20 protein-coding genes and 1 pseudogene are annotated in these 22,994 nt (G+C 69.7%); 13 read left to right on the top strand and 8 right to left on the bottom strand.

Translation table 11 applies throughout. The annotated features are described in order from the left end of the window. Positions 1 to 19 precede the first annotated feature (19 nt). The 3 genes from rbfA to truB are packed head-to-tail and all read left to right on the top strand — an operon-like array spanning position 20 to position 2,394. Positions 20 to 484: a 30S ribosome-binding factor RbfA gene (rbfA, locus tag BLR04_RS03185; RefSeq protein ID WP_090759305.1), complete on the top strand. Its 465-nt coding sequence runs from the start codon at positions 20 to 22 to the stop codon at positions 482 to 484. Then, on the top strand, positions 481 to 1,521 hold the full coding sequence (locus BLR04_RS03180; protein WP_342672254.1) for a DHH family phosphoesterase: 1,041 nt from the start codon (positions 481 to 483) through the stop codon (positions 1,519 to 1,521). The genes rbfA and BLR04_RS03180 overlap by 4 nt, the downstream gene beginning before the upstream one ends. Continuing rightward, positions 1,522 to 2,394, top strand: a complete 873-nt coding sequence (gene truB, locus BLR04_RS03175) for a tRNA pseudouridine(55) synthase TruB (RefSeq protein ID WP_090759303.1) — start codon at positions 1,522 to 1,524, stop codon at positions 2,392 to 2,394. A 105-nt stretch (positions 2,395 to 2,499) separates the two neighbouring features. Here the strand turns inward: truB and BLR04_RS03170 are convergent, their stop codons facing one another. Then, a complete protein-coding gene (locus BLR04_RS03170; RefSeq protein WP_090759301.1) occupies positions 2,500 to 3,519 on the bottom strand; it encodes a TRM11 family SAM-dependent methyltransferase in 1,020 nt (339 codons plus the stop codon). 101 nt (positions 3,520 to 3,620) lie between these two features. On the opposite strand from BLR04_RS03170, the gene BLR04_RS03165 reads away from it, so the two are divergent. The 6 genes from BLR04_RS03165 (at position 3,621) to BLR04_RS03140 (ending at position 10,301) form a co-directional block, all read left to right on the top strand. Next, the gene (locus BLR04_RS03165; protein WP_090759299.1) at positions 3,621 to 4,547 is read left to right on the top strand and encodes a bifunctional riboflavin kinase/FAD synthetase; all 927 of its coding nucleotides are present in this window, start codon (positions 3,621 to 3,623) and stop codon (positions 4,545 to 4,547) included. Between the two features lie 169 nt (positions 4,548 to 4,716). Then, entirely contained in the window at positions 4,717 to 4,986 is a 270-nt protein-coding gene (gene rpsO / locus BLR04_RS03160; RefSeq protein WP_090759297.1) for a 30S ribosomal protein S15, read from the top strand. Between the two features lie 291 nt (positions 4,987 to 5,277). Beyond that, entirely contained in the window at positions 5,278 to 7,614 is a 2,337-nt protein-coding gene (locus BLR04_RS03155) for a polyribonucleotide nucleotidyltransferase (protein WP_090759295.1), read from the top strand. Further along, positions 7,611 to 8,924, top strand: a complete 1,314-nt coding sequence (locus BLR04_RS03150) for a M16 family metallopeptidase (RefSeq protein ID WP_090759293.1) — start codon at positions 7,611 to 7,613, stop codon at positions 8,922 to 8,924. Before BLR04_RS03155 ends, BLR04_RS03150 begins: the two co-directional genes overlap by 4 nt. A gap of 14 nt (positions 8,925 to 8,938) precedes the next feature. After that, positions 8,939 to 9,676, top strand: a complete 738-nt coding sequence (gene dapB / locus BLR04_RS03145; RefSeq protein WP_090759291.1) for a 4-hydroxy-tetrahydrodipicolinate reductase — start codon at positions 8,939 to 8,941, stop codon at positions 9,674 to 9,676. 145 nt (positions 9,677 to 9,821) lie between these two features. Further along, entirely contained in the window at positions 9,822 to 10,301 is a 480-nt protein-coding gene (locus BLR04_RS03140; protein WP_090759289.1) for a GNAT family N-acetyltransferase, read from the top strand. A 4-nt stretch (positions 10,302 to 10,305) separates the two neighbouring features. On the opposite strand, the gene BLR04_RS03135 is transcribed toward BLR04_RS03140, so the two are convergent. From BLR04_RS03135 to BLR04_RS03115, 5 genes and pseudogenes are all read right to left on the bottom strand, one after another. Then, positions 10,306 to 11,304 carry an adenosine deaminase gene (locus tag BLR04_RS03135; protein WP_090759287.1) on the bottom strand — a complete coding sequence of 333 codons (999 nt, stop codon included), beginning with the start codon at positions 11,302 to 11,304 and terminating at the stop codon, positions 10,306 to 10,308. 19 nt (positions 11,305 to 11,323) lie between these two features. Continuing rightward, positions 11,324 to 12,199, bottom strand: coding sequence for a 1,4-dihydroxy-2-naphthoate polyprenyltransferase (locus BLR04_RS03130; RefSeq protein ID WP_090759285.1), 876 nt, complete (start codon positions 12,197 to 12,199; stop codon positions 11,324 to 11,326). Between the two features lie 20 nt (positions 12,200 to 12,219). After that, positions 12,220 to 12,828: a GNAT family N-acetyltransferase gene (locus tag BLR04_RS03125; RefSeq protein ID WP_176902904.1), complete on the bottom strand. Its 609-nt coding sequence runs from the start codon at positions 12,826 to 12,828 to the stop codon at positions 12,220 to 12,222. Positions 12,829 to 12,872: 44 nt separating this feature from the next. Continuing rightward, positions 12,873 to 13,013, bottom strand: a pseudogene (locus tag BLR04_RS03120) (CGNR zinc finger domain-containing protein); the annotation flags it as partial. Positions 13,014 to 13,040: 27 nt separating this feature from the next. Next, on the bottom strand, positions 13,041 to 14,450 hold the full coding sequence (locus tag BLR04_RS03115) for an aminotransferase-like domain-containing protein (RefSeq protein WP_090759281.1): 1,410 nt from the start codon (positions 14,448 to 14,450) through the stop codon (positions 13,041 to 13,043). Positions 14,451 to 14,526: 76 nt separating this feature from the next. Between BLR04_RS03115 and BLR04_RS03110 the strand changes: the two genes are divergently transcribed. Together BLR04_RS03110 and BLR04_RS03105 are read left to right on the top strand one after the other, a co-directional pair. After that, a complete protein-coding gene (locus tag BLR04_RS03110; protein ID WP_245739982.1) occupies positions 14,527 to 15,402 on the top strand; it encodes a DMT family transporter in 876 nt (291 codons plus the stop codon). A gap of 45 nt (positions 15,403 to 15,447) precedes the next feature. Beyond that, positions 15,448 to 16,470, top strand: a complete 1,023-nt coding sequence (locus BLR04_RS03105; protein ID WP_090759278.1) for a hypothetical protein — start codon at positions 15,448 to 15,450, stop codon at positions 16,468 to 16,470. Positions 16,471 to 17,173: 703 nt separating this feature from the next. On the opposite strand, the gene BLR04_RS03100 is transcribed toward BLR04_RS03105, so the two are convergent. After that, positions 17,174 to 17,830 carry a JAB domain-containing protein gene (locus tag BLR04_RS03100; RefSeq protein ID WP_090759276.1) on the bottom strand — a complete coding sequence of 219 codons (657 nt, stop codon included), beginning with the start codon at positions 17,828 to 17,830 and terminating at the stop codon, positions 17,174 to 17,176. A gap of 343 nt (positions 17,831 to 18,173) precedes the next feature. Beyond that, complete coding sequence (locus BLR04_RS03095; RefSeq protein WP_090759274.1) at positions 18,174 to 18,890, bottom strand: GntR family transcriptional regulator; 717 nt, start codon at positions 18,888 to 18,890, stop codon at positions 18,174 to 18,176. 505 nt (positions 18,891 to 19,395) lie between these two features. Between BLR04_RS03095 and dapA the strand changes: the two genes are divergently transcribed. Beyond that, positions 19,396 to 20,313, top strand: a complete 918-nt coding sequence (gene dapA / locus BLR04_RS03090; RefSeq protein WP_090759272.1) for a 4-hydroxy-tetrahydrodipicolinate synthase — start codon at positions 19,396 to 19,398, stop codon at positions 20,311 to 20,313. Between the two features lie 54 nt (positions 20,314 to 20,367). Further along, a complete protein-coding gene (locus BLR04_RS03085) occupies positions 20,368 to 22,053 on the top strand; it encodes a ribonuclease J (RefSeq protein ID WP_090759269.1) in 1,686 nt (561 codons plus the stop codon). Positions 22,054 to 22,994: the final 941 nt, after the last annotated feature.

The following is a 22,994-nucleotide window of genomic DNA, read 5'->3' as shown; positions in this document are numbered from 1 at the left end:
TGCGTGAGGGGGATCGAACATGGTGGATGCCGCACGAGCGCGTAAGCTCGCCGACCGCATCCAGCAGATCGTCGCCGAGATGCTGGAGCGCCGGATCAAGGATCCCCGCCTGGGCTTCGTCACCGTGACCGACACGCGCGTCACGGCTGACCTGCGCGATGCGACCGTCTTCTACACGGTGTTCGGTTCCGACGCCGAACGCGCCGACAGCGCGGCCGCCCTCGAGAGCGCCAAGGGCATCATCCGCTCCGAGGTGGGCCGCCAGACCGGCGTGCGGTTCGCGCCGACGCTGACGTTCAAGCATGACCCGCTGCCCGACAGCGCCCGCCACCTCGACGACCTCATCCTCGCCGCCCGCGCGCGCGACGCCGAGGTCGCGCGGCAGGCCGAGGCCGCCTCCTACGCCGGTGAGGCCGACCCGTACCGCAAGGCCGACGAAGGCCCCTACGAGGGGCCGGAGGTCGGCGGAGAAGACCGGGCGTGAAACCCGACGTGCGCAAACGGGCCGGCCGCTCCTTCCATGTGGAGCGGCGGCCCGCGCAGGCGTCCCCGATCCCCGACTCCTCGTGGGAACGTGCCGTCGACCTGATCCGCCACGCCGACGAGGTGGCCCTGGCCTGCCACGTCACCCCCGACGGCGACGCGCTCGGGTCCATGCTCGCGGTGGCGTTCACGTTGCGCCGGATGGGCAAGCGGGTGGTGGCGTCGTTCGGCGACCGTCATTTCGCGGTGCCGCGTCTGCTGCGCTTCCTGCCGGGTCAGGACATGCTCGTGCCGCCGGCCGAGTTCCCGGCCGCCCCCGACCTGATGATCGTGTTCGACGCCTCGACGTTCCAGCGGCTCGGGCTGCTGTGCCCGAACGCCGCCTCCGCCCGCGAGGTCGTCGTGGTCGACCACCACCCGTCCAACGAGGGGTTCGGCACGCTCGGCCTCATCGACGCGGCGGCCGCGGCCACGGCCATGCTGGCCGAGCAGCTCGTCTACCGCCTCGGCGGGCGTCTGGACCGTGACATCGCCACCTGCCTGTACGCCGGGCTGGTGACCGACACCGGCTCGTTCCGGCACTCCTCGACCACGCCCGCCGTCCACCAGATGGCCGCCCGGCTGGTGGAGACGGGGCTGCGCACCGACGAGATCGCCCGCGAGCTGTGGGACCGCTCGCCGTTCGGCTACCTCAAGGTGCTCGCCGCCGCGCTCGAACGGGTGCGGCTGGAGGACGGCATCGTCTGGACGTACGTGACCCGGGTCGACCGGGCGGCGTACGGGCTGCCGTACGCGGAGCTGGAGGGCGTCATCGACGTCATCCGGCGTACGGACGAGGCCGAGATCGCGGTCGTGCTCAAGGAGGACGACGCGGGAGACTGGCAGGTCTCCACCAGGTCGAAGGGCGGCGTCGACGTCGGCCGGGTGTGCGCGGCGCTGGGCGGCGGCGGGCACCACAACGCCGCCGGCCACACCTCCCACGACAACGTGGCGGAGACCATGGAGAAGTTCCTGCGCGAGCTGCGGAAAGGGTCCTGAATGGCCGAGAGCGGTCTGATCATCGTCGACAAGCCGGCGGAGTGGACGTCCCACGACGTGGTGGCCAAGATGCGGCGCATCGCGGGCACGCGGCGGGTGGGCCACGCCGGCACGCTCGACCCGATGGCGACGGGCGTGCTGGTGATCGGCGTGGAGAAGGCGACCAGGCTGCTCGGCCACCTGATGCTGACCGAGAAGGTGTACGAGACCACGATCCGGCTCGGCGTCACCACCAACACCGACGACGCGGAGGGCGAGGTCACCGCGACGTCCTCGGCGGCCGGGGTGAGCGAGGCTGAGATCCGCAAGGGTGTCGAGGCGCTGACCGGCCAGATCATGCAGATCCCGCCGCAGGTGAGCGCCATCAAGGTGAACGGCCAGCGGGCGTACAAGAAGGCGCGCGCGGGCGAGGAGGTCGAGCTGAAGGCCAGGCCCGTCACGGTGCGCGAGTTCGACGTCCAGGAGATCAGGGCCGAGGGCGACGTCGTCGACGTGGACGCGGTGGTGACCTGCTCGAGCGGCACCTACATCCGTGCGCTGGCGCGCGACCTGGGGGCCGCGCTGGGCGTCGGCGGTCACCTCACCCGGCTGCGACGCACGCGGGTGGGGCCCTACGACCTCGGGCTGGCCAAGAGCGTCGAGCAGCTCGCCGAGGAGTGCGTGGTCCTGCCGATCGGCGAGGCGGTGGCGGCGGCCTTCCCGCGCCGCGACGTGACGGCCGAGGAGGCACGGGTGATCGGTCACGGTGGCCGGCTGCCCGCGGCGGACCTCGGCGCGGGGCCGATCGGCGTGTTCGGCCCGGACGGCGAACTGCTGGCGCTGGTGGAGGAGCACGGCCCGGTGGCCAAGCCCCTCGCGGTCTTCACCGGCTGATCCTTCAGCCGGGGCTGGCCTTACTGCCCTGGCCTGTGAGCTTTCTGCGCGCGAGGTGCCCAGCTGCGTGCACCGGAAGGCAGAGTCTCGTGTCAGGCGGTGGGGTCAGGCGGGCTTGTGGGCGACGATGACGTCGCGGACGATGGCCTGGTCGACCCAGTGCTCGAAGTCGGGATATTCCATGACCTGCAGGCCCGCGTCGAGGAGGATCTTGCCGAGGTCGGCGCGGGTGCCGCCGTAGGTGTTCCAGGCGATGCCCATCGCGCCGCCGGGGCGCAGCAGCTCCGCCCAGATCGGCACGGCCTGGCGCAGCAGGTCGAGCGGGCTGCGCGACAGGCCGCCCCCGCCCCTGCTGCCGTGCTGGACGCCGTAGGGCGCATCGGCCGCGAGCACGTCGAACGAGCGCGGCCGGAAGATCTCGCGGCTCTTCAGGGTGTCGGCGTTGACCACGGTCAGGTGCTGCACGTCGCCCGCCTTGACCGCGTCCTTCGACAGCCCGAACGTCACGTTGAGCCGCCGCCCCACGCGGGCGCCCTCGCGGCGCACCGGGACGAGCTCGGCGGTGTGCTTGAGCCGCTTGTTGCGCAGCCACGTCTTGACGAAGCCGGTGTAGGCCTCGAAGTCCTTGCCGTCGACGTCGATGCCGTAGGCGTCGTAGCCGTACATGAGGGCCTGGTTGAGGGTGGTGCCGCGGCCGCACATCGGGTCGAAGACGGTGAGCCCGTCGCCGAGCCCCTTGTCGCAGGCGAGCGCGGTGACGTTGAGCAGCAGCTTGGTGAAGTGCTCGTTGGTCTTGCCGGCGTACTTCTGGATGGTGAGCAGGTCGCTGCTCAGCCGGTCGCGCGGCCGCATGGCGAGCGGCCGCAGCAGGTCGCCCTCGACGCCGAACACGGCGTAGACGGAGGAGAGGTTGGACAGCAGCGCCACGTCGGGGTCGGCGAGCGGCCGCTCGGTCTCGAACGTCACGTAGGGGACGCCGCCGATGCGCGTCTCCTCGCTGCCGACGATGCCGCCGTCGAGGCCTCGCTCGCTGAAGACGGCCAGCTCGGAGCGGGTCAGCCGGACGGCGTTCTCGCCGTAGACCCGGTTGTAGGCAGGCAGGATCAGAAGCGCGTAACGAGGCATGATGCCCGATGATAGCCCCCTGGGTTGGAGCCGGGCCCGCCGTGCATGGCAGGCTTGTGCGGGTTGGCCAGGGTTGACCAGGGTTCACCAGAGTTGAGCGAATGGGGGGTGCGGTGCAGGGTTCGGACAGGAACGTCGTCACCGTGGGGGTGTTCGACGGCGTCCACCGGGGGCACCAGAGCGTGGTCCGGCGCGCGGTCGAGATCGCCCGCGAACGGGGGCTGCCCGCCGTCGCCGCCACGTTCGAGCCGCACCCCGAGGAAGTCGTGCGGCCGGGCGCGCGGCCCGCGCGGCTGACCGGCATGCGGCGCAAGGTGGAGCTGCTGACCGGGGAGGGGATCGACGAGGTCCAGGTGGTGGAGTTCACCGCCGCGCTGGCCCGTAGGACCCCGGACGACTTCGCGCAGAGCGTGCTCGCCGAACGGCTGCGCGCGGCGGTGGTCGTCGTGGGCGAGGACTTCGCGTTCGGCCGTGACGCGAGCGGAGACACCGACATCCTGCGGACACTGGGCGACAAGTACGACTTCCAGGTGGAGGTCGTGCCCCGGGTCGATGCCGTGTCCGCCGCCTCCGTCCGCGAACATGTCGTCGCCGGCGACGTCGAGGCAGCCGCGGCTCAGCTCGGCCGCCCGCACCGCGTCGAGGGCGTGGTCGTCCGCGGCTACCAGCGCGGGCGCGAGCTCGGCTTCCCGACGGCCAACGTCGAGACCCCGCCGCACACCGCGATCCCCGCCGACGGCGTGTACGCCGGCTGGCTGCAGTGCGTCCCGATGGCCAATCTGCCCGTCCTGTACGAGGGCTGCCGGTGGCCCGCGGCCATCTCGATCGGCACCAACCCGACGTTCGAGGACGTGCCGCGCACGGTGGAGGCGTACGCGCTCGACCGCGACGACCTGGAGCTCTACGGCGTGCACGTGGCGGTGGAGCTCGTGGCCCGGTTGCGCGGCAACACCCGCTTCGACTCGATCGACGCCCTGATCGCGCAGATTCAGGCCGACGTGGAGGCCACCCGGCGCATCACCGGCTGAGGTACGGATCGCCGCGAGCACGGAGTGTGAGGTGGTAACCTTGCATGTCGGCTCTGTAGCGGCGGCGCTGTGCGCTGCCCATGACGGCCTTCACTCACGGCGACTGTAGGCACGCACGGTCGTTCGTCTGTCATCACCGTTTTCGCGTGCCCGTAAGAGAAGGAGAGCCGTGTCCCTCGACACCGCTGCCAAGAAGACCATCATCGGCGAGTACGCGACGGGTGAGGGCGACACCGGTTCGCCCGAGGTCCAGATCGCTCTGCTGAGCAAGCGCATCAGCGAGCTCACCGAGCACCTGAAGACGCACAAGCACGACCACCACAGCCGTCGTGGCCTGCTGCTGCTCGTCGGCCGCCGTCGCCGCCTGCTGAAGTACCTGCAGAAGGTCGACATCCAGCGTTACCGGTCGCTCATCGAGCGACTCGGCCTGCGCCGATAACATGGAAGGGAGCGGCTCTCGCCGCTCCCTTCTCATATGGGTACCACCGATATGAGCGGGCGCGTGGCTGCGTGAATCGGCCACGCGCCTGACGTACAACTGAAGATCGAAGACACACAGCCCCCGCGTCCGCTCAGCACCATGCGACCCGCGACGCCTGCGGGCCGGTCCTCGGTAGTGGCTTCCGGTACGACCTTTTCGACCGGGCGCTTCGATCGAAGACCGGCGCTGCACCTAACGAGGGTGCCGGTGAAAAAAGGGCGCGGGTGACCGACCACAAGGAGGTCCCCCGTGGAGGGTGTCCACACCGCTGAAGCCGTCATAGACAACGGTTCGTTCGGCACGCGCACGATCCGGTTCGAGACCGGTCGGCTCGCGCGTCAGGCGGCGGGTTCGGCCGTCGCCTATCTCGACAGCGACACGATGGTGCTCTCGGCGACCACCGCGTCCAAGGCTCCGAAGGAGCAGTTCGACTTCTTCCCGCTGACGGTGGACGTCGAGGAGCGCATGTACGCCGCGGGCCGCATCCCCGGCTCGTTCTTCCGCCGTGAGGGTCGTCCGTCCGAGGACGCGATCCTCACCTGCCGCCTGATCGACCGGCCGCTGCGCCCGTCGTTCGTCAAGGGCCTGCGCAACGAGGTGCAGGTCGTCGCCACCGTCATGGCGCTCAACCCCGACCACCTCTACGACGTGGTCGCCATCAACGCCGCGTCGCTGTCCACGCAGCTCGCGGGCCTGCCGTTCTCCGGCCCGATCGGCGGCGTGCGCGTCGCGCTGATCGACGGCCAGTGGGTGGCGTTCCCGACCCACCCCGAGCTCGAGCGGGCGACGTTCGACATGGTCGTGGCGGGCCGCGTGCTCGAGGACGGCGACGTCGCGATCATGATGGTCGAGGCCGAGTCCACCAAGGACACGCTGAAGCTGGTCGCCGAGGGCGCCGTCGCGCCGACCGAGGAGACCGTCGCGCAGGGCCTCGAGGCGGCCAAGCCGTTCATCAAGGTGCTGTGCGAGGCGCAGTCGCGCATCGCGCGGGTCGCCGCCAAGGAGACCGCGGAGTTCCCCGTCTTCCCTGAGTACCAGGAGGACGCGTACGCCGCCGTCGAGGCCGCGATCAAGACCGAGCTGGCCGCGGCGCTCACCATCGCGGGCAAGCAGGAGCGCGAGAACGAGCTCGACAAGGTCAAGGCGCTGGCCGCCGAGAAGGTCCTGGCCGACTTCGAGGGCCGCGAGAAGGAGATCAGCGCCGCCTTCCGCTCGGTCATGAAGAAGCTCATGCGCGAGCGGGTCGTCAAGGACGGCGTGCGCATCGACGGCCGCGGCACGAAGGACATCCGCGCGCTGTCGGCCGAGGTCCACGTGGTGCCGCGGGTGCACGGCTCGGCCCTGTTCGAGCGTGGCGAGACCCAGATCATGGGCATCACGACGCTCAACATGCTGCGCATGGAGCAGGTCATCGACACGCTCAACCCCGAGCGCACCAAGCGCTACATGCACAACTACAACTTCCCGCCCTACTCCACCGGTGAGACCGGCCGGGTGGGCTCGCCCAAGCGCCGCGAGATCGGTCACGGCGCGCTGGCCGAGCGGGCGTTGATCCCGGTGCTCCCGTCCCGCGAGGAGTTCCCGTACGCCATCCGTCAGGTCTCCGAGGCGCTCAGCTCGAACGGCTCGACCTCGATGGGCTCGGTGTGCGCGTCCACGATGGCGCTGCTCGACGCCGGTGTCCCGCTGAAGGAGATGGTCGCGGGCATCGCGATGGGCCTGATCGGCGAGGGCGACACCTACGTCACGCTCACCGACATCCTCGGCGCCGAGGACGCCATGGGCGACATGGACTTCAAGGTCGCCGGCACGAAGGACGTCATCACCGCCCTGCAGCTCGACACCAAGCTCGACGGCATCCCGGCCCACGTGCTGGCCGCCGCGCTCAAGCAGGCCAAGGGCGCCCGCCTGGCGATCCTCGAGGTGATGCAGGAAGCGATCGACTCCCCGGCGGAGATGAACCCGACCGCGCCGCGCATCATCACCATCAAGGTCCCCGTCGACAAGATCGGAGAGGTCATCGGCCCGAAGGGCAAGATGATCAACCAGATCCAGGACGACTCGGGCGCCGAGATCACCATCGAGGACGACGGCACGATCTACATCGGCGCCACCGACGGCCCGTCCGCCGAGGCGGCACGGTCGGCGATCAACGCCATCGCCAACCCGCACATGCCGGAGGTCGGCGAGCGTTACCTGGGCACGGTCGTCAAGATCGCGGCCTTCGGCGCGTTCGTCTCGCTCATGCCGGGCAAGGACGGCCTGCTGCACGTCTCCCAGATCCGCAAGCTGCACGGCGGCAAGCGCATCGAGAACGTCGAGGACGTCATGGCCGTCGGCGAGAAGATCCAGGTCGAGATCGCCGAGATCGACGGCCGCGGCAAGCTCTCGCTGGTGCCGGTCGAGGTCATCGAGAAGGAGGCCGCCGAGAAGGAGGCCAAGGCCGCCGCCGGTGACAACGGCTCCGACGACGCGCCGGCGAACGGCGAGGCGCCCGCCGAGGACAAGTCCGAGCGGCCGCGCCGCACCCGTACGCGGGTGCGCACCACCGCCCGCGGCTCCGAGGGAGACGACCGCAACTCGTGAGTACGACCACGCTCCACCCCGGCAAGGACGGAGCCGGGGTGGTCAGGCGCACCGTCCTTCCTGGTGGGCTTCGCGTGGTGACCGAGACCATGCCGACCGTGCGCAGTGTCGCGGTCGGCATGTGGGTCGGCATCGGCTCGCGTGACGAGGCCCCCGAGCACATGGGGGCCACCCACTTCCTCGAGCACCTGCTGTTCAAGGGGACGCCCACCCGCGACGCCATGGAGATCTCCGCCTCCATCGAGGGCATCGGCGGCGAGATCAACGCCTTCACCGCCAAGGAGTACACCTGCTACTACGCGCGGGTCCTCGACGAGGACCTGCCGGTCGCGGTCGACGTGCTCGCCGACGTGGTGACGAGCTCCCTGGTGACCGAGGAGGACGTCGAGTCCGAGCGCGGCGTGATCCTCGAGGAGATCGCCATGCACGACGACGACCCCTCCGACGTGGTGCACGAGCAGTTCTCCGCCGAGCTGTACGGTGACTCGCCGATCGGCCGCCCGATCCTGGGCACGGTCGAGTCGATCAACGCCCTCGGGCGTGACCGGATCGGCGAGTACTACCACCGCTACTACCGGCCTCGCCGTACCGTCGTCTCCGTGGCCGGGAACATCCGGCACGAGGAGGTCGTCGAGCTCGTCACCCGCGCCTACGAGCGGGCGGGCGCGCTCGGCGGGGCGGCCGAGTTCGAGCCGCCGCGCACGAGCGGGCCCGGTACGGCCACCCGCTCGGGCGTACGCGTCCTCGACCGGCCGACCGAACAGGCCAACCTGGTGCTCGGCACGACGGGGCTGTCCCGTACCGACGAGCGCAGGTTCGCGCTGGGCGTGCTCAACGCGGCGCTCGGCGGCGGCATGTCGTCGCGGCTGTTCCAGGAGATCCGGGAGAAGCGCGGCCTGGCGTACTCCGCCTACAGCTACACCTCGGCCTACGCCGACAGCGGCCAGTTCGGCATCTACGTGGGCTGCCTGCCCTCGAAGATCGACGACGTGCTCAAGATCTGCCGCGACGAGCTGTCCCGGGTGGTGGCCGAGGGGTTGTCCGCCGACGAGATCATGCGCGGCAAGGGCCAGATGCGCGGCGGGCTCGTGCTCGGCCTGGAGGACACCGGTTCGCGCATGTCGCGTATCGGCAAGAACGAGCTGGTCTATGACGAGCTGATGTCCGTCGACGAGGTGCTCGCGCGGATCGAGTCGGTCACCCCCGACGAGATCTCCGAGGTCGCCGGCGACGTGCTCAACCGGCCGCTCACCCTCGCGGTGATCGGCCCGTACGGCGACAAGGACTTTTCGGACGCCGTTCAGCAGTGAGATAGGGTCTCCCTGTGATCAGGGTAGGTGTGCTCGGCGCCCGCGGTCGCGTGGGCGCCGAGGTGTGCAAAGCGGTTGAGGCGGCCACCGACATGGAGTTGGTGGCCGCGCTCGACAAGGACGACCCCATCGAGGGGCTCGACGGCGCGCAGGTGGTGGTCGACTTCACCCACCCCGACGTCGTCATGGGAAACCTCGAGTGGGCCATCGGCCACGGCATCCATCCGGTCGTCGGCACGACCGGCTTCGACGAGGGCCGGCTGGAGACCGTGCGCGGGTGGCTGGCGGCCACTCCGGGCACCAACTGCCTGATCGCCCCCAACTTCGGCATCGCGGCCGTGCTCATGATGCACTTCGCGCAGCAGGCGGCTCGGCACTTCGAGTCCGTCGAGATCGTCGAGTTGCACCACCCCAACAAGGCCGACGCGCCGTCCGGCACGGCCCGCCGTACGGCGGAGCTGGTGGCCGAGGCGCGGGCCAAGGCGGGTCTCGGCCCGATGCCCGACGCGACGACGACGGCGCTCGACGGAGCCAGAGGGGCCGATGTCGGCGGGGTGCAGGTCCACGCGGTGCGCCTGTCCGGGCTGATCGCCCATCAGGAGGTGCTGCTCGGCGGCGACGGCGAGATCCTCACGATCCGCCACGACACGATGAGCCGGGCCGCGTTCGCGCCGGGTGTGCTGCTGGGCGTGCGCAGGGTGCGCGAGCTGCCGGGCCTGACGATCGGCCTCGAACCGCTGCTCGACCTCTGATCGCGTCACGGCTCACGACGTGCCCACCACCGGTGGGTCGTGGGCACGTCGTGAGGAGAGGGCCCATGCTCCGCACAGCCGGGCTCGCGATCATCAACCCTAATACGGGCTGACCGGCCCGCCCCGAACGTGAGATCGTGTCGCCATGGTGCGATGGGCCGATGCGGGTGAGCTGCCCGAACTGGTGGCCGTGGAACTGGCCGCCGACAAGCTGTTCGAGCAGGTGGGCATCGTCTTCCCGCCCGGCACCACCATGATCGAAGAGGTTGACGACCCGGGGAGCGTGCTGGTCGAGGGCGAGCCGCCGGCCGGGTTCGCGCTGATCGGGTGGGCCGACGGCAACGTCCACCTCGACCAGCTGGCCGTCCGTCCCGACAGTATGCGCCAGGGCATCGGCGGGCGGCTGGTGGCCGCCGTGCTCGACCACGCGCGGGCGGTCGGGGCGCCCGCCGTGACGCTGACGACCTACCGCGACGTGCCGTGGAACGCGCCCTGGTACGCGCGGCACGGCTTCAGCGTGCTGCCCGAGCCTGAGTGGGGGCCGGAGCTGCGCGCCCTCGTGGAGCACGAACGTGAGCTCGGCATCGAGGTCGCGCCGCGCGTGGTGATGTGCGCGACGTCCTGAAGGCTCAGGACGCGTACGCGTCGATCTCGGCGAGGTAGGCGTCCTTGAGGTGGCGCGGCAGCCAGGCGATCTCGAAGGCGTTGCGCTCCAGGTCGGCGAGCTCACCCGGGGTGAGCTGGAGCGCCTCCTGCAGCGCCTCCAGGTTCTCCTGGACGTAGCCGGAGAAGTACGCCGGGTCGTCGGAGTTGATCGTGACCCGTACGCCGAGGTCGATCAGTTTGCGGATGGCCTCCGCCTTCATGGTCGGGGTGACAAAGCCGTTGGAGATCGGACAGCAGGTCAGCCCCATGCCGCGCTTCATGACCTCCTCCACCAGCCCGGTGTCCTCGAGGAGGTTGACGCCGTGGTCGATCCGGTCGACGCCGATCTCCTCGACGGCCTGGCGGATGTGCTCGACGGCGTCGTCCTGGTCGACGTCGCAGTGCATGGTCAGCAGGTAGCCCTCCTGCCGGGCCCGCTCGTACACGGCCGCGAACTTGCGCGGCGGGTTGCCGTGCTCGTCGGAGTCGAGCCCGACGCCCACGATCCACTCCTTGTACGGCAGCGACTCCAGCAGGGTCGCCATCGCGTACTCGGCCTGGAAGTCGCGCAGGAAGCACATGATGAGCTGGGCCCGCACGCCGAGCCGCGCGTGCGCGTCCATGAGCGCCCGCCGCAGCCCGCGGACGACCACGTCGAACGGCACCCCGCGCGAGGTGTGGGCCTGCGGGTCGAAGAAGATCTCCGCGTAGCGGACGTTCTGCTCGGCCGCCTTGCGCAGGTAGGCCATGGCGAGGTCGTAGAAGTCGGGCTCGGTGCGCAGCACCTCCATGCCCTCGTAGTAGATCCGCAGGAATGACGGCAGGCTGTCGAAGGTGTAGGCCGCCCGCATCTCCTCGACGTTCGCGTACGGCAGTTCCAGGCCGTTGCGCGCGGCCAGCTCGAACTTGAGCTCCGGCTCCAGCGTGCCCTCGATGTGCAGGTGGAGCTCGGCCTTGGGCAGGCCGGCGATGAAGTCCCTCACCTGACCCACGGTACGGGGATCAGAAGACGATCGACAGCCCCACCGCGAACAGCAGCCCGTACGCCATCTGCAGCTTGCCCGTCTGCTGCAGCACCGCGATGAGGGCCGGGCCGACGGCCTTGGCGCGCACGGTGCGGATGGGGGAGACGGCGAGGGGCGCGGCGAGCACCACCAGGGCCGCCAGCGGCGTGATCGGGATCATCGCGAGCGCCACCGCGAACGGCACGATCTGGCAGGCCACGTAGAGCAGGCGGGTGCGCTCGGGGCCGAGCCGCACCGCGAGCGTCTGCTTGCCCGACTGGCCGTCGGTGTGGACGTCGCGCAGGTTGTTGACCACGAGCATCGAGCACGACAGCAGCCCGACCGGGATGGACGCGGCCAGCGCGGCCCAGCTCAGCTGCTCGGTCTGTACGTACGCGGTGCCCACCACGGGGACGACGCCGAAGAACACGAACACCGCCAGCTCGCCCAGGCCGCGGTAGCCGTACGGGCGTTTGCCGCCGGTGTAGAACCAGCCGGCGGCGATGCACGCGGCGCCGACCAGCAGCACCCACCACGCCTGCGTGACGACCACCAGGACGAGCCCCAGCACTGCCGCGACCGCGAAGCTGCCGAGCGCGGCGGCCAGCACCTGCTTCGGGGTGGCCGCGCGCGAGCCCACGAGCCGCATCGGGCCGACCCGCTGGTCGTCGGTGCCGCGGATGCCGTCGCTGTAGTCGTTGGCGTAGTTGACGCCGATCTGCATCGACAGCGCGACGAGCAGGGCCAGGACGGCCCGCCACCACACGAACCCGCTCTCGCCGATGGCCACGCCCGTGCCCACCATCACGGGCACGATCGCGTTGGGCAAGGTACGCGGGCGGGCGCCCGCGATCCACTGGCCTGGGGTTGCCATTCTCGTTCTTCGACCTCTGACTAGCTGATGTCTGTGGTGAGCCGGACCATCCGGATCGGGCGGCCCATGTCGAGGACGCGTTCGGCCATGTCCTCGCCCCAGCCTGCCGACTCCAGGAAGCCGAGCACAGCGTAGTTGTCGGCGAACACCCAGGTCACGATCTGCTGGTAGCCGTCCTCGCGCAGGTAGTCGACCGTGGCGTTGAGCAGGCGGCTGCCGTGGCCCCGGCGGACGAAGTCGGGGTCGACCAGCAGCGTCAGCATCTCGGCCACCACGCTGGGATCGAGGTCGGGGTCTTCCGCGGGAGCGTGCGAGGCGAGCCCCACCACGCGCTCACCGCCGCGGGGCGTGACCAGCGCGGCGCTGCCTCCCGCGCCGAGCGCGGGGAAACCCTCGGTGTCGAGGATGGTCTCCACCGCCACCAGCACACGGTGTCTGGGGCTGGGCGGGGCGACGATCGCCTCGTCCCACTGGCGTAGCCACATCTTCTCGGCTGCCGGGCCCGTCATCTGCTCGAGTGGGCCCTCGGGGAGGAAGTCCCGGTAGCCGTAACGCCAGGCGCGGATCTGACAATTCGCCACCTGGAGTACATCCTCGCGCCGGGCCGCCCGGACGCCTACGTCTGCCATCTCGGCCCGCTCCTTCGCCTGCCGTCCATGCCACAAGGCACGGGTTACACCGTATCGGTGTTTGACCCTAGGAGACGACGCGAACCCTGCTTCCTCGCCCGGTATGCGCGCGTCTCGGTGCGATTGCCGCACACCCGCATAGAACACCACGCCCAAGAACGGTATCCGGACGCGCAGATGAACGACCGTTGACGCGAGCTCGCCTGGCGACTCTACTCGCCGGTGACCTCCGCCAGGGCCGCGGCCAGGCGCCGTACGCCCTCGTGCAGCTCGGCCGGATGGGCGGCGGCCATGTGCGTGAGACGCAGGTACGGGCCGGGCGGCTCGGACGCGTGGTACATCCGCCCCGGGCTCACCAGCACGCCCCTGCGCCGGGCGACCTCCACCAGCGCGCCCTCCTCCACCTCGGTGGGCAGGCGTACCCACAGGTGCATCCCGCCGATCGGCAGCAGGTACGGCTCGGCCGCCGGGATGTGCGCCGCCAGCGCGGCCGTCAGCTCGTCGCGGCGGGCTCGGATCTCGGCGTGCACGGCCGCCAGGTGCCGCCCCCACACCGGGGCGCCGACGAACTCCAGCGCGGTCTCCTGCAGGGGCCGTGCCACGAAGAACGACTCCACGAGCTGGCTCGCGCGCAGCCGGTGGGCGGCAGGGCCACGGGCGATCACCGCGGCGATCCGCATGCTCGGCGAGAGGATCTTCGTCAGCGAGACGACGTGGACCACGGTGCCGTGTGCGTCCATGGAGGCCAGTGACGGCGGCGGCTGCTCGGTGAGGTAGCGGGCGAAATCGTCCTCCACCACGAACGCGCCGGCGGCCCTGGCCACCTGCAGCACCTGCTCGCGCCGCTCCGGCGGCATCGTCGCGCCGGTGGGGTTGTGCAGTGTGGGCTGGCAGAAGAACACCCGCGCCCCGGTGACGGCGAACGCCTCGGCGAGCAGGTCGGGGCGCACGCCGTCGCGGTCCGTCGGCACCGCGGTGGCGCGCAGCCCGGCCGCTCTGGCCGCCGCCAGCGCTCCTGGATACGTGGGCGTCTCGACCAGCAGGGGCGTGCCGGGTGCCGCCAGCGCCCGGAACGCGTGCGTGAGCGCCGCCTGACCTCCGCTCACGATCAGTGCGTCAGCCCCGGTCACGTCGCCCCCGGCCTGCGCCGCGAACCACCGTCGCAACTCCGGCAGGCCCGTCAGCGGCGGCATCGCCCATGCCTCAGGACGGCGTACGGCCCGCGTCGCCGCGGCGGCCAGTTGCCTGTCAGGCCGCAGATCCGCGCGCAGGTAACCGCCGGTGAGCGGCACCACGCCCTCGGGCGCTGGCTGCAGCAGGGTCGCCACGGGGTCGTCGTCCACCACCCGGTCGCCGAGCGCCACGGTCTGCCAGGAAAGGTCGGCGGCGGTGTCGCTCCGGTCGGACGGCCGGCGGACGGTCACGAACACCCCGCTGCCGGGCCTGGCCACCACGCGGCCCTCGCCGGCGAGCCTGCCTATGGCCCGTGACACGGTGACGGGGCTGACGTTGTGGCGCCGCATGATCTCGCGGCTGGACGGCAACCGCCCGCCCGGCCCCAGCCGGTCGGCCTCTTCGCGCAGGATCGCGGCGACATGCGCGATACTGCTATCGTTTTCCATGAAATATGAGGATAGCGCTACTGCGCCGAGTGGAGTAACGCTCCCGCCGCCCGACCGGGGCGGGCAGGGGCCTGACGTGCCGTCGCGGGAGAGGCGGCGTGGTACGGCCCTGGCGCTCCTCGGGGTGCTGGCGTTCTCCGGGTCGTTTCCCGCCACCGTCCACGCCATGCGGGGCTTCGACCCCTGGCTGGTGGCGACCGGACGGGCGGCCGTGGCCGGGGCGCTGGCCCTGATCTGCCTGGTGGTCGCCCGCCGCCCGCTGCTCCCTTCGAGGCGTGACCTTCCGGCGCACGTCCTGATCGCCCTCGGTGTCGTCCTCGGCTTCCCCGCCCTGAGCGGTCTCGCCCTGGACCTCGGCGCGAGCACGTCCCACGCCGCCGTCGTCACCGGCCTGCTCCCGGCCGCCACGGCCGTGTACGCGGTGCTGCGGACCGGCGAACGCCCGCGTCCACTGTTCTGGGCGGCCTGTACGGCCGGCGCGCTCGCCATCACCGCCTTCACCCTCACCCGGCAGCAGAGCCACGCCTCCTGGCCCGACCTGCTGCTCCTCGGCGCCCTGCTGTCGGCCGCGGTCGGCTACACCGAAGGCGGACGCCTGTCGCGACGGGCCCCGGGCTGGCAGGTCATCTCCCAGACCCTCGTCCTGTCGCTGCCGGTGTCCGTCCCCGTGACAGCGGTGCTGGCACTGACCACCCCGGTCGCACCCACGCCCGAGGCGGTGGCGGGGTTCGCGTACGTGTCGGTGATCTCCATGTTCCTCGCCTTCGTCCCCTGGTATGCGGGCCTGGCCATGGGAGGCATCGCCCGCGCCGGGCAGACCCAGCTCGTCCAGCCGCTGCTGGTCCTCGTGTGGGCATGGTTCCTGATGGGGGAGCGGTTCGACCCGGTGACGGTGGCTGCGGCCCTCGCGGTGCTCGTCTGTGTCGCCGTCACCCAGCGCGCCCGTACTTGAAAGCCGTGACGCCGCCACGCAGGATGGGAGAGGAGGTGTCACACCATGGCGGACCTCACTGTCCCTGAAGGCGGTTTCTGGCCGGCGCCGGAGATTCCGCAGCCGAACATCTACCCCATGGAATGGCGGGTGGAGACCGAGAAGCTCGCCGCCATCTACGAGAAGTCCAAGCGGACGGTCTGGAACCCGGCAGACCTGCCCTGGGACGATCTGAACCCTGACGACTTCACGCGTGAACAACGTCTCGGCATCATGTACTGGTTCTCGGTGCTGGCGAACTTCGACGCGTCAGGTCCGGCGGTGTTCGCCCGGGCCACGATCCACGCGTTCGAGAAACATGAAGAGGACCCGGTCAGGAAGTGCTTCTTCTCGATCACCCGTGACGAGATGAACCACGAGGAGTGCTGCCAGCGCACCATCGCCAAGATCTGGCCAGGCGGCCCCCTCGACTGGACCCCGGCCGACGACCTCGAAGCGGCCGCCCACAACAACATCGGCTGGCTGTACCACAACGGCGGCCGCTACTGGAACGGCTACAACTCGGCCGTCGGCAAGTACACGCTGCCGGTGCTGTTCACGAGCTTCATGATGGGCGAGATGGCCGCCTCGACCCTCTTCAGGGGCATGGCCTCGGGCACCCACCACCCGGTCTTCAGCGAGATGTTCCAGCGCATCGGCCGGGACGAGTCACGTCACCTGCAGATCTGCATGACCATCCTGGAGAACGAGTGGCCGGGCCTCACCGACGAGACCCGCGGCCTCATCACCCGTCAGCTGCGGGCCGGGTTCGTCTTCCTCAGCATGATCCTCTGGGAGCCGCCGGACGGCTTCTGGGAACTGCCGCCGTACTTCCTGCACAACCACCGCGTCCTCATGGACCACGCCCGCGACGCGGGCCTGGGTGTGCTGTCGTACGACGAGCAGGCGGAGAACTGGCGCGTCGCCATGGCGCGCGTCCGCGCGATCGTCGAACGCTGGGGGATCGCCTTCCCGGCCATCCCGGAGCTGGACCTCGAAGGGGTGGAGGTCGACTTCATCGACCCCGAGGACATCATCCCCGTCTTCTAGAGGGTCTCGGGTTGTCCGCTGCCGGGGCCCGCGAGCGTCGTGACGGTGAGGCGGCGCGGTAGGCGGCCATCGCGGTCTCATGAGAAGGCGCAGTTCATGAGGACCATGCATGCGATGGCCGCCCACCTTGGTGCGACGCCGGACTGTGGAGGGGGACGTGCTGGGCAGTCCGGCTTTGTGCCACGGCGACCCTAGGGAGGGCTTCGGGTGCCGCTTCGCCGCCGTACGGGGCATTCGCCTCGTACGGCGACCAGGGTGAGATGGCGTGTCAGGTCCGTTCGATGCCGCCGAACGAGCCGGACACCTTGACGGCTGCACGAACATGCGGTCGTCAGTGACTCACCCCGCTTCGTCGAGCCGGCCCCCGGGGCGGCGCGCCGGCCCGAACCCTGAGATGGAGGGAATGGGCCCGCCCTGAGGTCGACGCGAGTTCGCGGACGTGACCAACCCTCGGGGCGAGACCCGCAAGGCGCTGGACCACGTTGTCACGGGCCGGAACCGGCTGACCTCGTCAGGCGGCCTGCCCGCGGCATTAGATTCTCATGACGGTCCCTTGGAAAACCGGGGTTCGGAGCTATGCATAAGATCATGGCCTTTGCCGTGGGGTGGGTTGATCATCCGTGGTGTACGTGATTTAGGTAGGAATCCGCCCCCCGGTGGTGCGCGGGCTCGCGCCGCTGGTGACAGTGAGGATGCGCCGGGTTCAGGTGGGAATCCGCCTCCAGCCCGTGTCTGTGATGATCACGTGATCGAGTAAGCGAAGACCGACCGTCTCGGCGGCCTCGGTCAGCCTGATCGTGGCTTCGACGTCTTCCCGGCTGGGCTCCAGCGATCCGCCGGGGTGGTTGTGGGCGAGCCCGAACAGCGCGCCTCCGGAGGTGAGCACCTCGGTGATGACCTGACGCACCGGCATGACCGTCCGCTCGCTGTCGCCCTGGGTCATGACCGTACGTCTGAGCAGCCGGCCACGGGTGTCGCAGACCACCAGGACAAGGCACTCCTGGGCCCGGCCGCGCAGGAGCGGCGCGCACGCCTGCGCGAGGTCGGTCGTGCTCGTGATCCGTTCGCGTTCTGGCCTCGCCTCCGCCCGGCGTGCCAGGTGGAAGGCCGCGCTCACCCGGGCGGCCTTGGCCGGGCCGATGCCGCGCAGCGTGAGCAGCCGGTGCGGGTCTGAACGGCCCAGCGCATCGAGGTCTCCGCACTGCTCGATCACCTGGCTGGCCAGATCGAGCGCGCTCGCCCCTCTGAAGCCGGAGCCGAGCAGCACGGCCAGGAGCTCGCGGTCGGCCAGCGCGGCGGCACCGCTCGACAGGAGCCGTTCGCGCGGACGGTCACTCTTCGACAGGTCTTTCACTCGCATCGACAACCTCCGCGGCCGTTCTACCAACGGCCACCGACATTCTTTGACCTGCGCATTTGCCACAAATCCGCTTTGCTGCGGCGGTTCGCTCCGTTGTGCTGCGGATTCGGTTGAGCTCGCTCAGGAGGTCATCGACTGGTCGCGCGAAATTCTCCGCCGCGCATACGGTGAATGAAAATGGAGCCCCAGCGTCCCTGAACACTCTTCTGGTGACAAGCGACGCTCGGCTCGGTTCAGGTGATGATGAGGCTCGTTCTCGGACACGGCGATGCCACGCGCCCGTCACGCTGTCTCCGGCTCGCCACCGAAGGGCTCCGGGGTGCTCGCCCGGAGCCCCGTGTGCTCAGAGGGGCATGCTGTACGTGACGCGGAAGCGGTCGCCCGGGATGACGATGTCGCTCGTCTCCACCGGGCGGTCGCCGGCCCAGTGGGTGCGTTCGATGTGCAGCACGTGGACGCCGGCCGCGAGCTGCAGCGCGTCGCTCTCCGCCGGGCGGGGGACGCGGCTGTGGACGCTCTCGACGACCTCGGTGACCTTTATGCCGTGCGCGTACAGCCGCGCGACCAGGCTGCGCCGCTCGTCGTCGGAGTGGGGGGCGAACTCCCTCGGCTCGAAGGACGTGGCGAGCTGGAGCGGTTTCCCGTCGCCGCGGTAGACGTACCGCGTGCGGGTCAGCGCGGACGACTCGGGCAGGCGAAGTCGCCTGGCGATCGTGGGTCCGGCTTCGACCGGCTCGCTGTGCCAGTCCCACGTCACACGCCGTCCCTGGGACTGCAGGTCGGCGGCGAAGGAGGCAGGGTGATCAAGGAAGCGCCAGCGGTGGAGTGGTGTGAGGTCGGGGCGTTCCCTGACGTAGTGCCCCGAGCCCACCCGGCCGATGATGAGACCCTCGCTGGCGAGTACGCGGAGCGCGTGTCGGGCTGCGGTCTCGCCTACCTGGTATTTGCGCGTCAATTGCGCCCGTGACGGAATGGGCGCACCGGGGGGAAGGGTGCCGTCGGTGATCTGTCGCCGGATGTCTTCGACGACACGCAGGTAGACCGGATCTGAGGTGGCCACTAGTCCATCCCTGGGGGGTTCGTGTGAGGCGTTGCCCCATGTTGCCGTATTCGGCAGGTAACCGACCGTCATCGATGAGCGTTGGAGCCCCAACTTTGCGATGGTGGAAAATTATCGGAGAAACCCTGTAACGCAGATGTAAGGGACAGCGATTCTCCGGTAGAGGTCGTCGATGTGTGTACCCCCGAGCACATATCGACGACCTCTGCCATTGCCCGTACCGGCGGCTCGGTCTCGCCGGGCTCGGAGGCGGACGGCCATGTCACGCACCGGAGCGCGGCGCTCGGCTCCGGCTTCCTGCGGTGCCGCGGGCGCGCCTCTTGATCGAGTCCGGGACGTGGGGGTGGCCTCGTCCTCCTTGCGATCAGCTGTGCCGGCGGTGAGCCTGCTGTGGCTTGGAGGTCACCCTTCGCGATGCTGGCGAAAGGAGCAAAAAGCGGCTCCAGGCAGGCAAAGCGGGGTGGCGGCGTCCAACGGATTTCCGAATCCGGGTACCGTTCCCACTATGGCATCGCCAACTGGAACCACCGACGCGCCCTTCGGCCGTATGCTGACCGCGATGGTCACGCCGTTCACCTCTGACGGCGAGGTCGATTTTGAGGCCGTGCAACGTCTTGCCACCTATCTGGTCGACGAGCAGCGCCATGACGGTTTGATCGTTAACGGGACGACCGGCGAGTCGCCCACCACGACGGATGACGAGAAGCGGCGCCTGGTGAGCGCCGTCCTGGAAGCGGTCGGTGACCGCGCGACCGTGGTCGCGGGCGCGGGAACCAATGACACCCGCCACAGCATCGAACTCGCCAAGCAGGCGGCGGATGCCGGTGCGCACGGTCTCCTCGTGGTGACGCCTTATTACAACAAGCCTCCGCAGGAGGGCCTTTACCGGCACTTCACCGCTGTCGCCGATGCTACTGATCTTCCTGTGATGCTCTACGACATTCCGGGCCGGAGTGGCGTACCGATTCAGACTGAGACGTTGATCCGTTTGGCGCAGCACGACCGCATCGTGGCCGTGAAGGACGCGAAGGGTGATCTCTTTGCCGCCGGCCAGGTAATGATCGCGACGGATCTCGCGTTCTACTCAGGTGACGACCTGCTCAACCTCGCGTGGCTCTCCCTGGGCGCCGCCGGGTTCGTCAGCGTGGTCGGGCACGTGGTGGGTGCGGAGCTCGCGCGGATGATCTCCTTGTTCAGGAGCGGTGAGGTGGAGCAGGCCCGGACGATTCACGAGCAGCTGAATCCCGTGGTCGACGGCATCATGCTCCGCGCGGGCGGCGCGATCATGGCGAAGGCGGCCCTGGGCCTGGTCGGGATGCCGGTCGGCCCAGTGCGGCTGCCTCTCGTGGACGCCACACAAAAGCAAATCGCCGAGCTGCGTGCTTGCCTGGTAGCCGGCGGGGTGAAGTTGACAGACGCATAGAAGCGGGGAGGAACCGGGAGTTTTGAGAACAAGATCTATCCAAGGGGGCCAGGCATGAGCCATCCACATCCGGAGCTTGGCCCTCCGCCCGCGCTGCCGGAAGGCGGCCTGCGCATCGTCGCGCTCGGCGGACTGGGGGAGATCGGCAGGAACATGGCGGTCTTCGAGTACGAGGGCCGCCTGCTGATCGTCGACTGCGGGGTGTTGTTCCCCGAGCCCGACCAACCGGGTGTCGACCTCATCCTGCCTGACTTCGAGTACATCAGGCACCGGCTCGACGACGTCGAGGCGGTGGTCCTCACGCATGCGCACGAGGACCACATCGGGGCGGTCCCCTACCTGTTGCGCGAGCGGCGCGACATTCCGCTCATCGGGTCGAGGCTCACGCTCGCGCTCATCGAGGCGAAGCTCACCGAGCACAGGATCCAGCCCACCAAGGTCGAGGTCGTCGAGGGGGAACGGCAGGTCTTCGGACCGTTCGACTGCGAGTTCCTCGCGGTCAACCACTCGATCCCCGACGCGCTCGCCGTGGCCATCAGGACACCGGCGGGCATCGTGCTGCACACCGGCGACTTCCGTATGGACCAGTTGCCGAGCGACGGTCGTCTCACCGACCTCGGCGGCTTCGCCAGGCTCGGCACGGAGGGCGTCGACCTGCTGATGTCCGACTCCACCAACGCGGAGGTGCCGGGCTTCGTCACCAGCGAACGCGAGATCGCACCGGTCATCGACGAGGTGATCCGGACATCCGAGCAGCGGGTCATCGTGGCCAGCTTCGCGTCGCACGTGCACCGCATCCAGCAGGTCATGGACGCCGCCGCGCGGCACGGCCGCAAGGTGGCCCTCGTCGGACGTTCCATGGTGCGCAACATGGGGGTGGCCCGCGACCTGGGCTACCTCAAGGTGCCGCCGGGGCTGATCGTCGACGCGCGTGACATCGAGGAATGGCCGCCGGAGGACGTGGTGCTCGTCTGCACCGGCTCCCAGGGCGAGCCCATGGCGGCGCTGTCGCGGATGGCCAATCGTGACCATCCGATCCGTATCGCCGAGGGCGACACGGTGCTGCTGGCGTCGTCTCTCGTGCCGGGCAACGAGACTGCGGTCAACAAGGTCATCAACGGGCTGACCAGGTGGGGCGCCCGGGTCGTGCACAAGGGCAACGCGAAGGTGCACGTCTCCGGCCATGCGGCCGCGGGCGAGCTGTTGTACGTCCTGAACCTGACCAGGCCGTCCAACTTCATGCCCGTCCACGGAGAGTGGCGTCATCTGCGAGCGCATGCGAAGCTGGCGGCCCTCACCGGCGTGCCCGACGACCACATCGTGATCGCTGAGGACGGCGTCGTGGTCGACCTGGTCGACGGCAGGGCGAAGATCGTCGGTGCCGTGCACGCCGGGTACGTCTACGTCGACGGCTCGTCGGTGGGTGAGATCACCGACACCTCGTTGAAGGACCGCAGGATCCTCGGCGACGAGGGGTTCATCTCCGTGGTCGTCGTCGTCGACTCCAGCACCGGCAAGCTCACCGCCGGGCCCGAGATCCACGCACGCGGATCGGGCATCGACCCCCAGCAGTTCGAGGGGTTCATCCCGCAGATCCAGCGCGCCCTCGAGGAGAAGGCCGCGGACGGCGTGGTGGACATGCAGGAGATCCGCCGGGTGGTCCGGCGCACAGTGGGGCGTTGGGTGAGCGACACCTATCGCCGGCGTCCCATGATCATCCCAGTGGTGCTCGAGGTCTGACGCTCCGAACGGTACGGCAGGCAACTGGGTCTGCCGTACCTGCGGGGGCGTGCGGGTGGGGGCGCGTTCCCTCGGAAGGCGACTCACCCGCCGGGCTGCGCGACATCGACGGACGCTGAGCGAAGCGCTCAACGTCCGTCCGCGCGTAGGCCGGCACCGCGGGTGCGTTCATTGAGCGATGCGTCATTGCCCGCGTCGCTCCGCTGAGCGAAGCGCTCAACGGAGCGGCGCGGTGTGGGCAAGCGCTCCAGCACCCTGGCTGCTCCCATTGAGAGAAGCGGTACTGTCCGCGTGCTCTGCTGAGGGGGCGCCTAGCGTCTGCGTCGCGCGCTGGTCGAGGGTTCAATGTCCGAGCTGTGCGTAGGCAGGCACTCTGGCTGTGTCCATTGAGCGAAGCGTCGAACGTCCCCTCCTCTGTACCAGGAGGCTGTACCTGGAGGCGCTCGCACCGCACGTTGAGCGAAGCGCTCAATGTCCGTACCACTTGTAGGCCACTACTCCAGCGCCGTCCATTGAGCGAAGCACCCCATGTCTGCGCCCCTCCACTGGAGAGGTGCTCGCTGTCTGTGCCGCGCGCTCAGCGAAGCGCTTGACGTCCGCGCCGCCGCAGGCCGGCACCTCAGCCGCGTGGTTGGGCGGTGCGTGCAATGCCCGCACCCATCGACCAAAGGCAACCACTGTCCGTACGCACCCCGAGGGGGCGCTCGCGGACGCCCCGGCCTTCGAGCGGCGCAGGTCGGCGCTGTGAAGGTCGATGTGGTGCAGTCCGTAGGCATGGGGTGGGGGCTGAGGAGGCGGTCGTCGGGCTTCTCGGGCTGGCTGTTATGCCATGGGGTGGCAGTTGCTACGCGGGCCAGCGGATGGAGTTCTGCTGGTGGCGCGACTGGCATCACCAGGTCGGCGCGCTTGCCGACGGCCGGCGCCAGCGTGGCCAGCGTGCG

This window comes from Nonomuraea maritima (genome assembly GCF_900100395.1).
GTDB lineage: Bacteria > Actinomycetota > Actinomycetes > Streptosporangiales > Streptosporangiaceae > Nonomuraea > Nonomuraea maritima.
Note: the sequence above shows the minus strand (reverse complement) of the source record. Positions and strands in the feature narration are given on the sequence as shown.

What these genes read in the sequence shown, in the direction of transcription:
- rbfA (WP_090759305.1), top strand. Translation starts at nt 20, where the DNA reads ATGGTGGATGCCGCACGAGCGCGTAAGCTCGCCGACCGCATCCAGCAG.
- truB (WP_090759303.1), top strand. Translation starts at nt 1,522, where the DNA reads ATGGCCGAGAGCGGTCTGATCATCGTCGACAAGCCGGCGGAGTGGACG.
- BLR04_RS03170 (WP_090759301.1), bottom strand. Translation starts at nt 3,519, where the DNA reads ATGCCTCGTTACGCGCTTCTGATCCTGCCTGCCTACAACCGGGTCTAC.
- BLR04_RS03165 (WP_090759299.1), top strand. Translation starts at nt 3,621, where the DNA reads ATGGGGGGTGCGGTGCAGGGTTCGGACAGGAACGTCGTCACCGTGGGG.
- BLR04_RS03140 (WP_090759289.1), top strand. Translation starts at nt 9,822, where the DNA reads ATGGTGCGATGGGCCGATGCGGGTGAGCTGCCCGAACTGGTGGCCGTG.
- BLR04_RS03130 (WP_090759285.1), bottom strand. Translation starts at nt 12,199, where the DNA reads ATGGCAACCCCAGGCCAGTGGATCGCGGGCGCCCGCCCGCGTACCTTG.
- BLR04_RS03125 (WP_176902904.1), bottom strand. Translation starts at nt 12,828, where the DNA reads ATGGCAGACGTAGGCGTCCGGGCGGCCCGGCGCGAGGATGTACTCCAG.
- BLR04_RS03115 (WP_090759281.1), bottom strand. Translation starts at nt 14,450, where the DNA reads ATGGAAAACGATAGCAGTATCGCGCATGTCGCCGCGATCCTGCGCGAA.
- BLR04_RS03105 (WP_090759278.1), top strand. Translation starts at nt 15,448, where the DNA reads ATGGCGGACCTCACTGTCCCTGAAGGCGGTTTCTGGCCGGCGCCGGAG.
- BLR04_RS03100 (WP_090759276.1), bottom strand. Translation starts at nt 17,830, where the DNA reads ATGCGAGTGAAAGACCTGTCGAAGAGTGACCGTCCGCGCGAACGGCTC.
- dapA (WP_090759272.1), top strand. Translation starts at nt 19,396, where the DNA reads ATGGCATCGCCAACTGGAACCACCGACGCGCCCTTCGGCCGTATGCTG.
- BLR04_RS03085 (WP_090759269.1), top strand. Translation starts at nt 20,368, where the DNA reads ATGAGCCATCCACATCCGGAGCTTGGCCCTCCGCCCGCGCTGCCGGAA.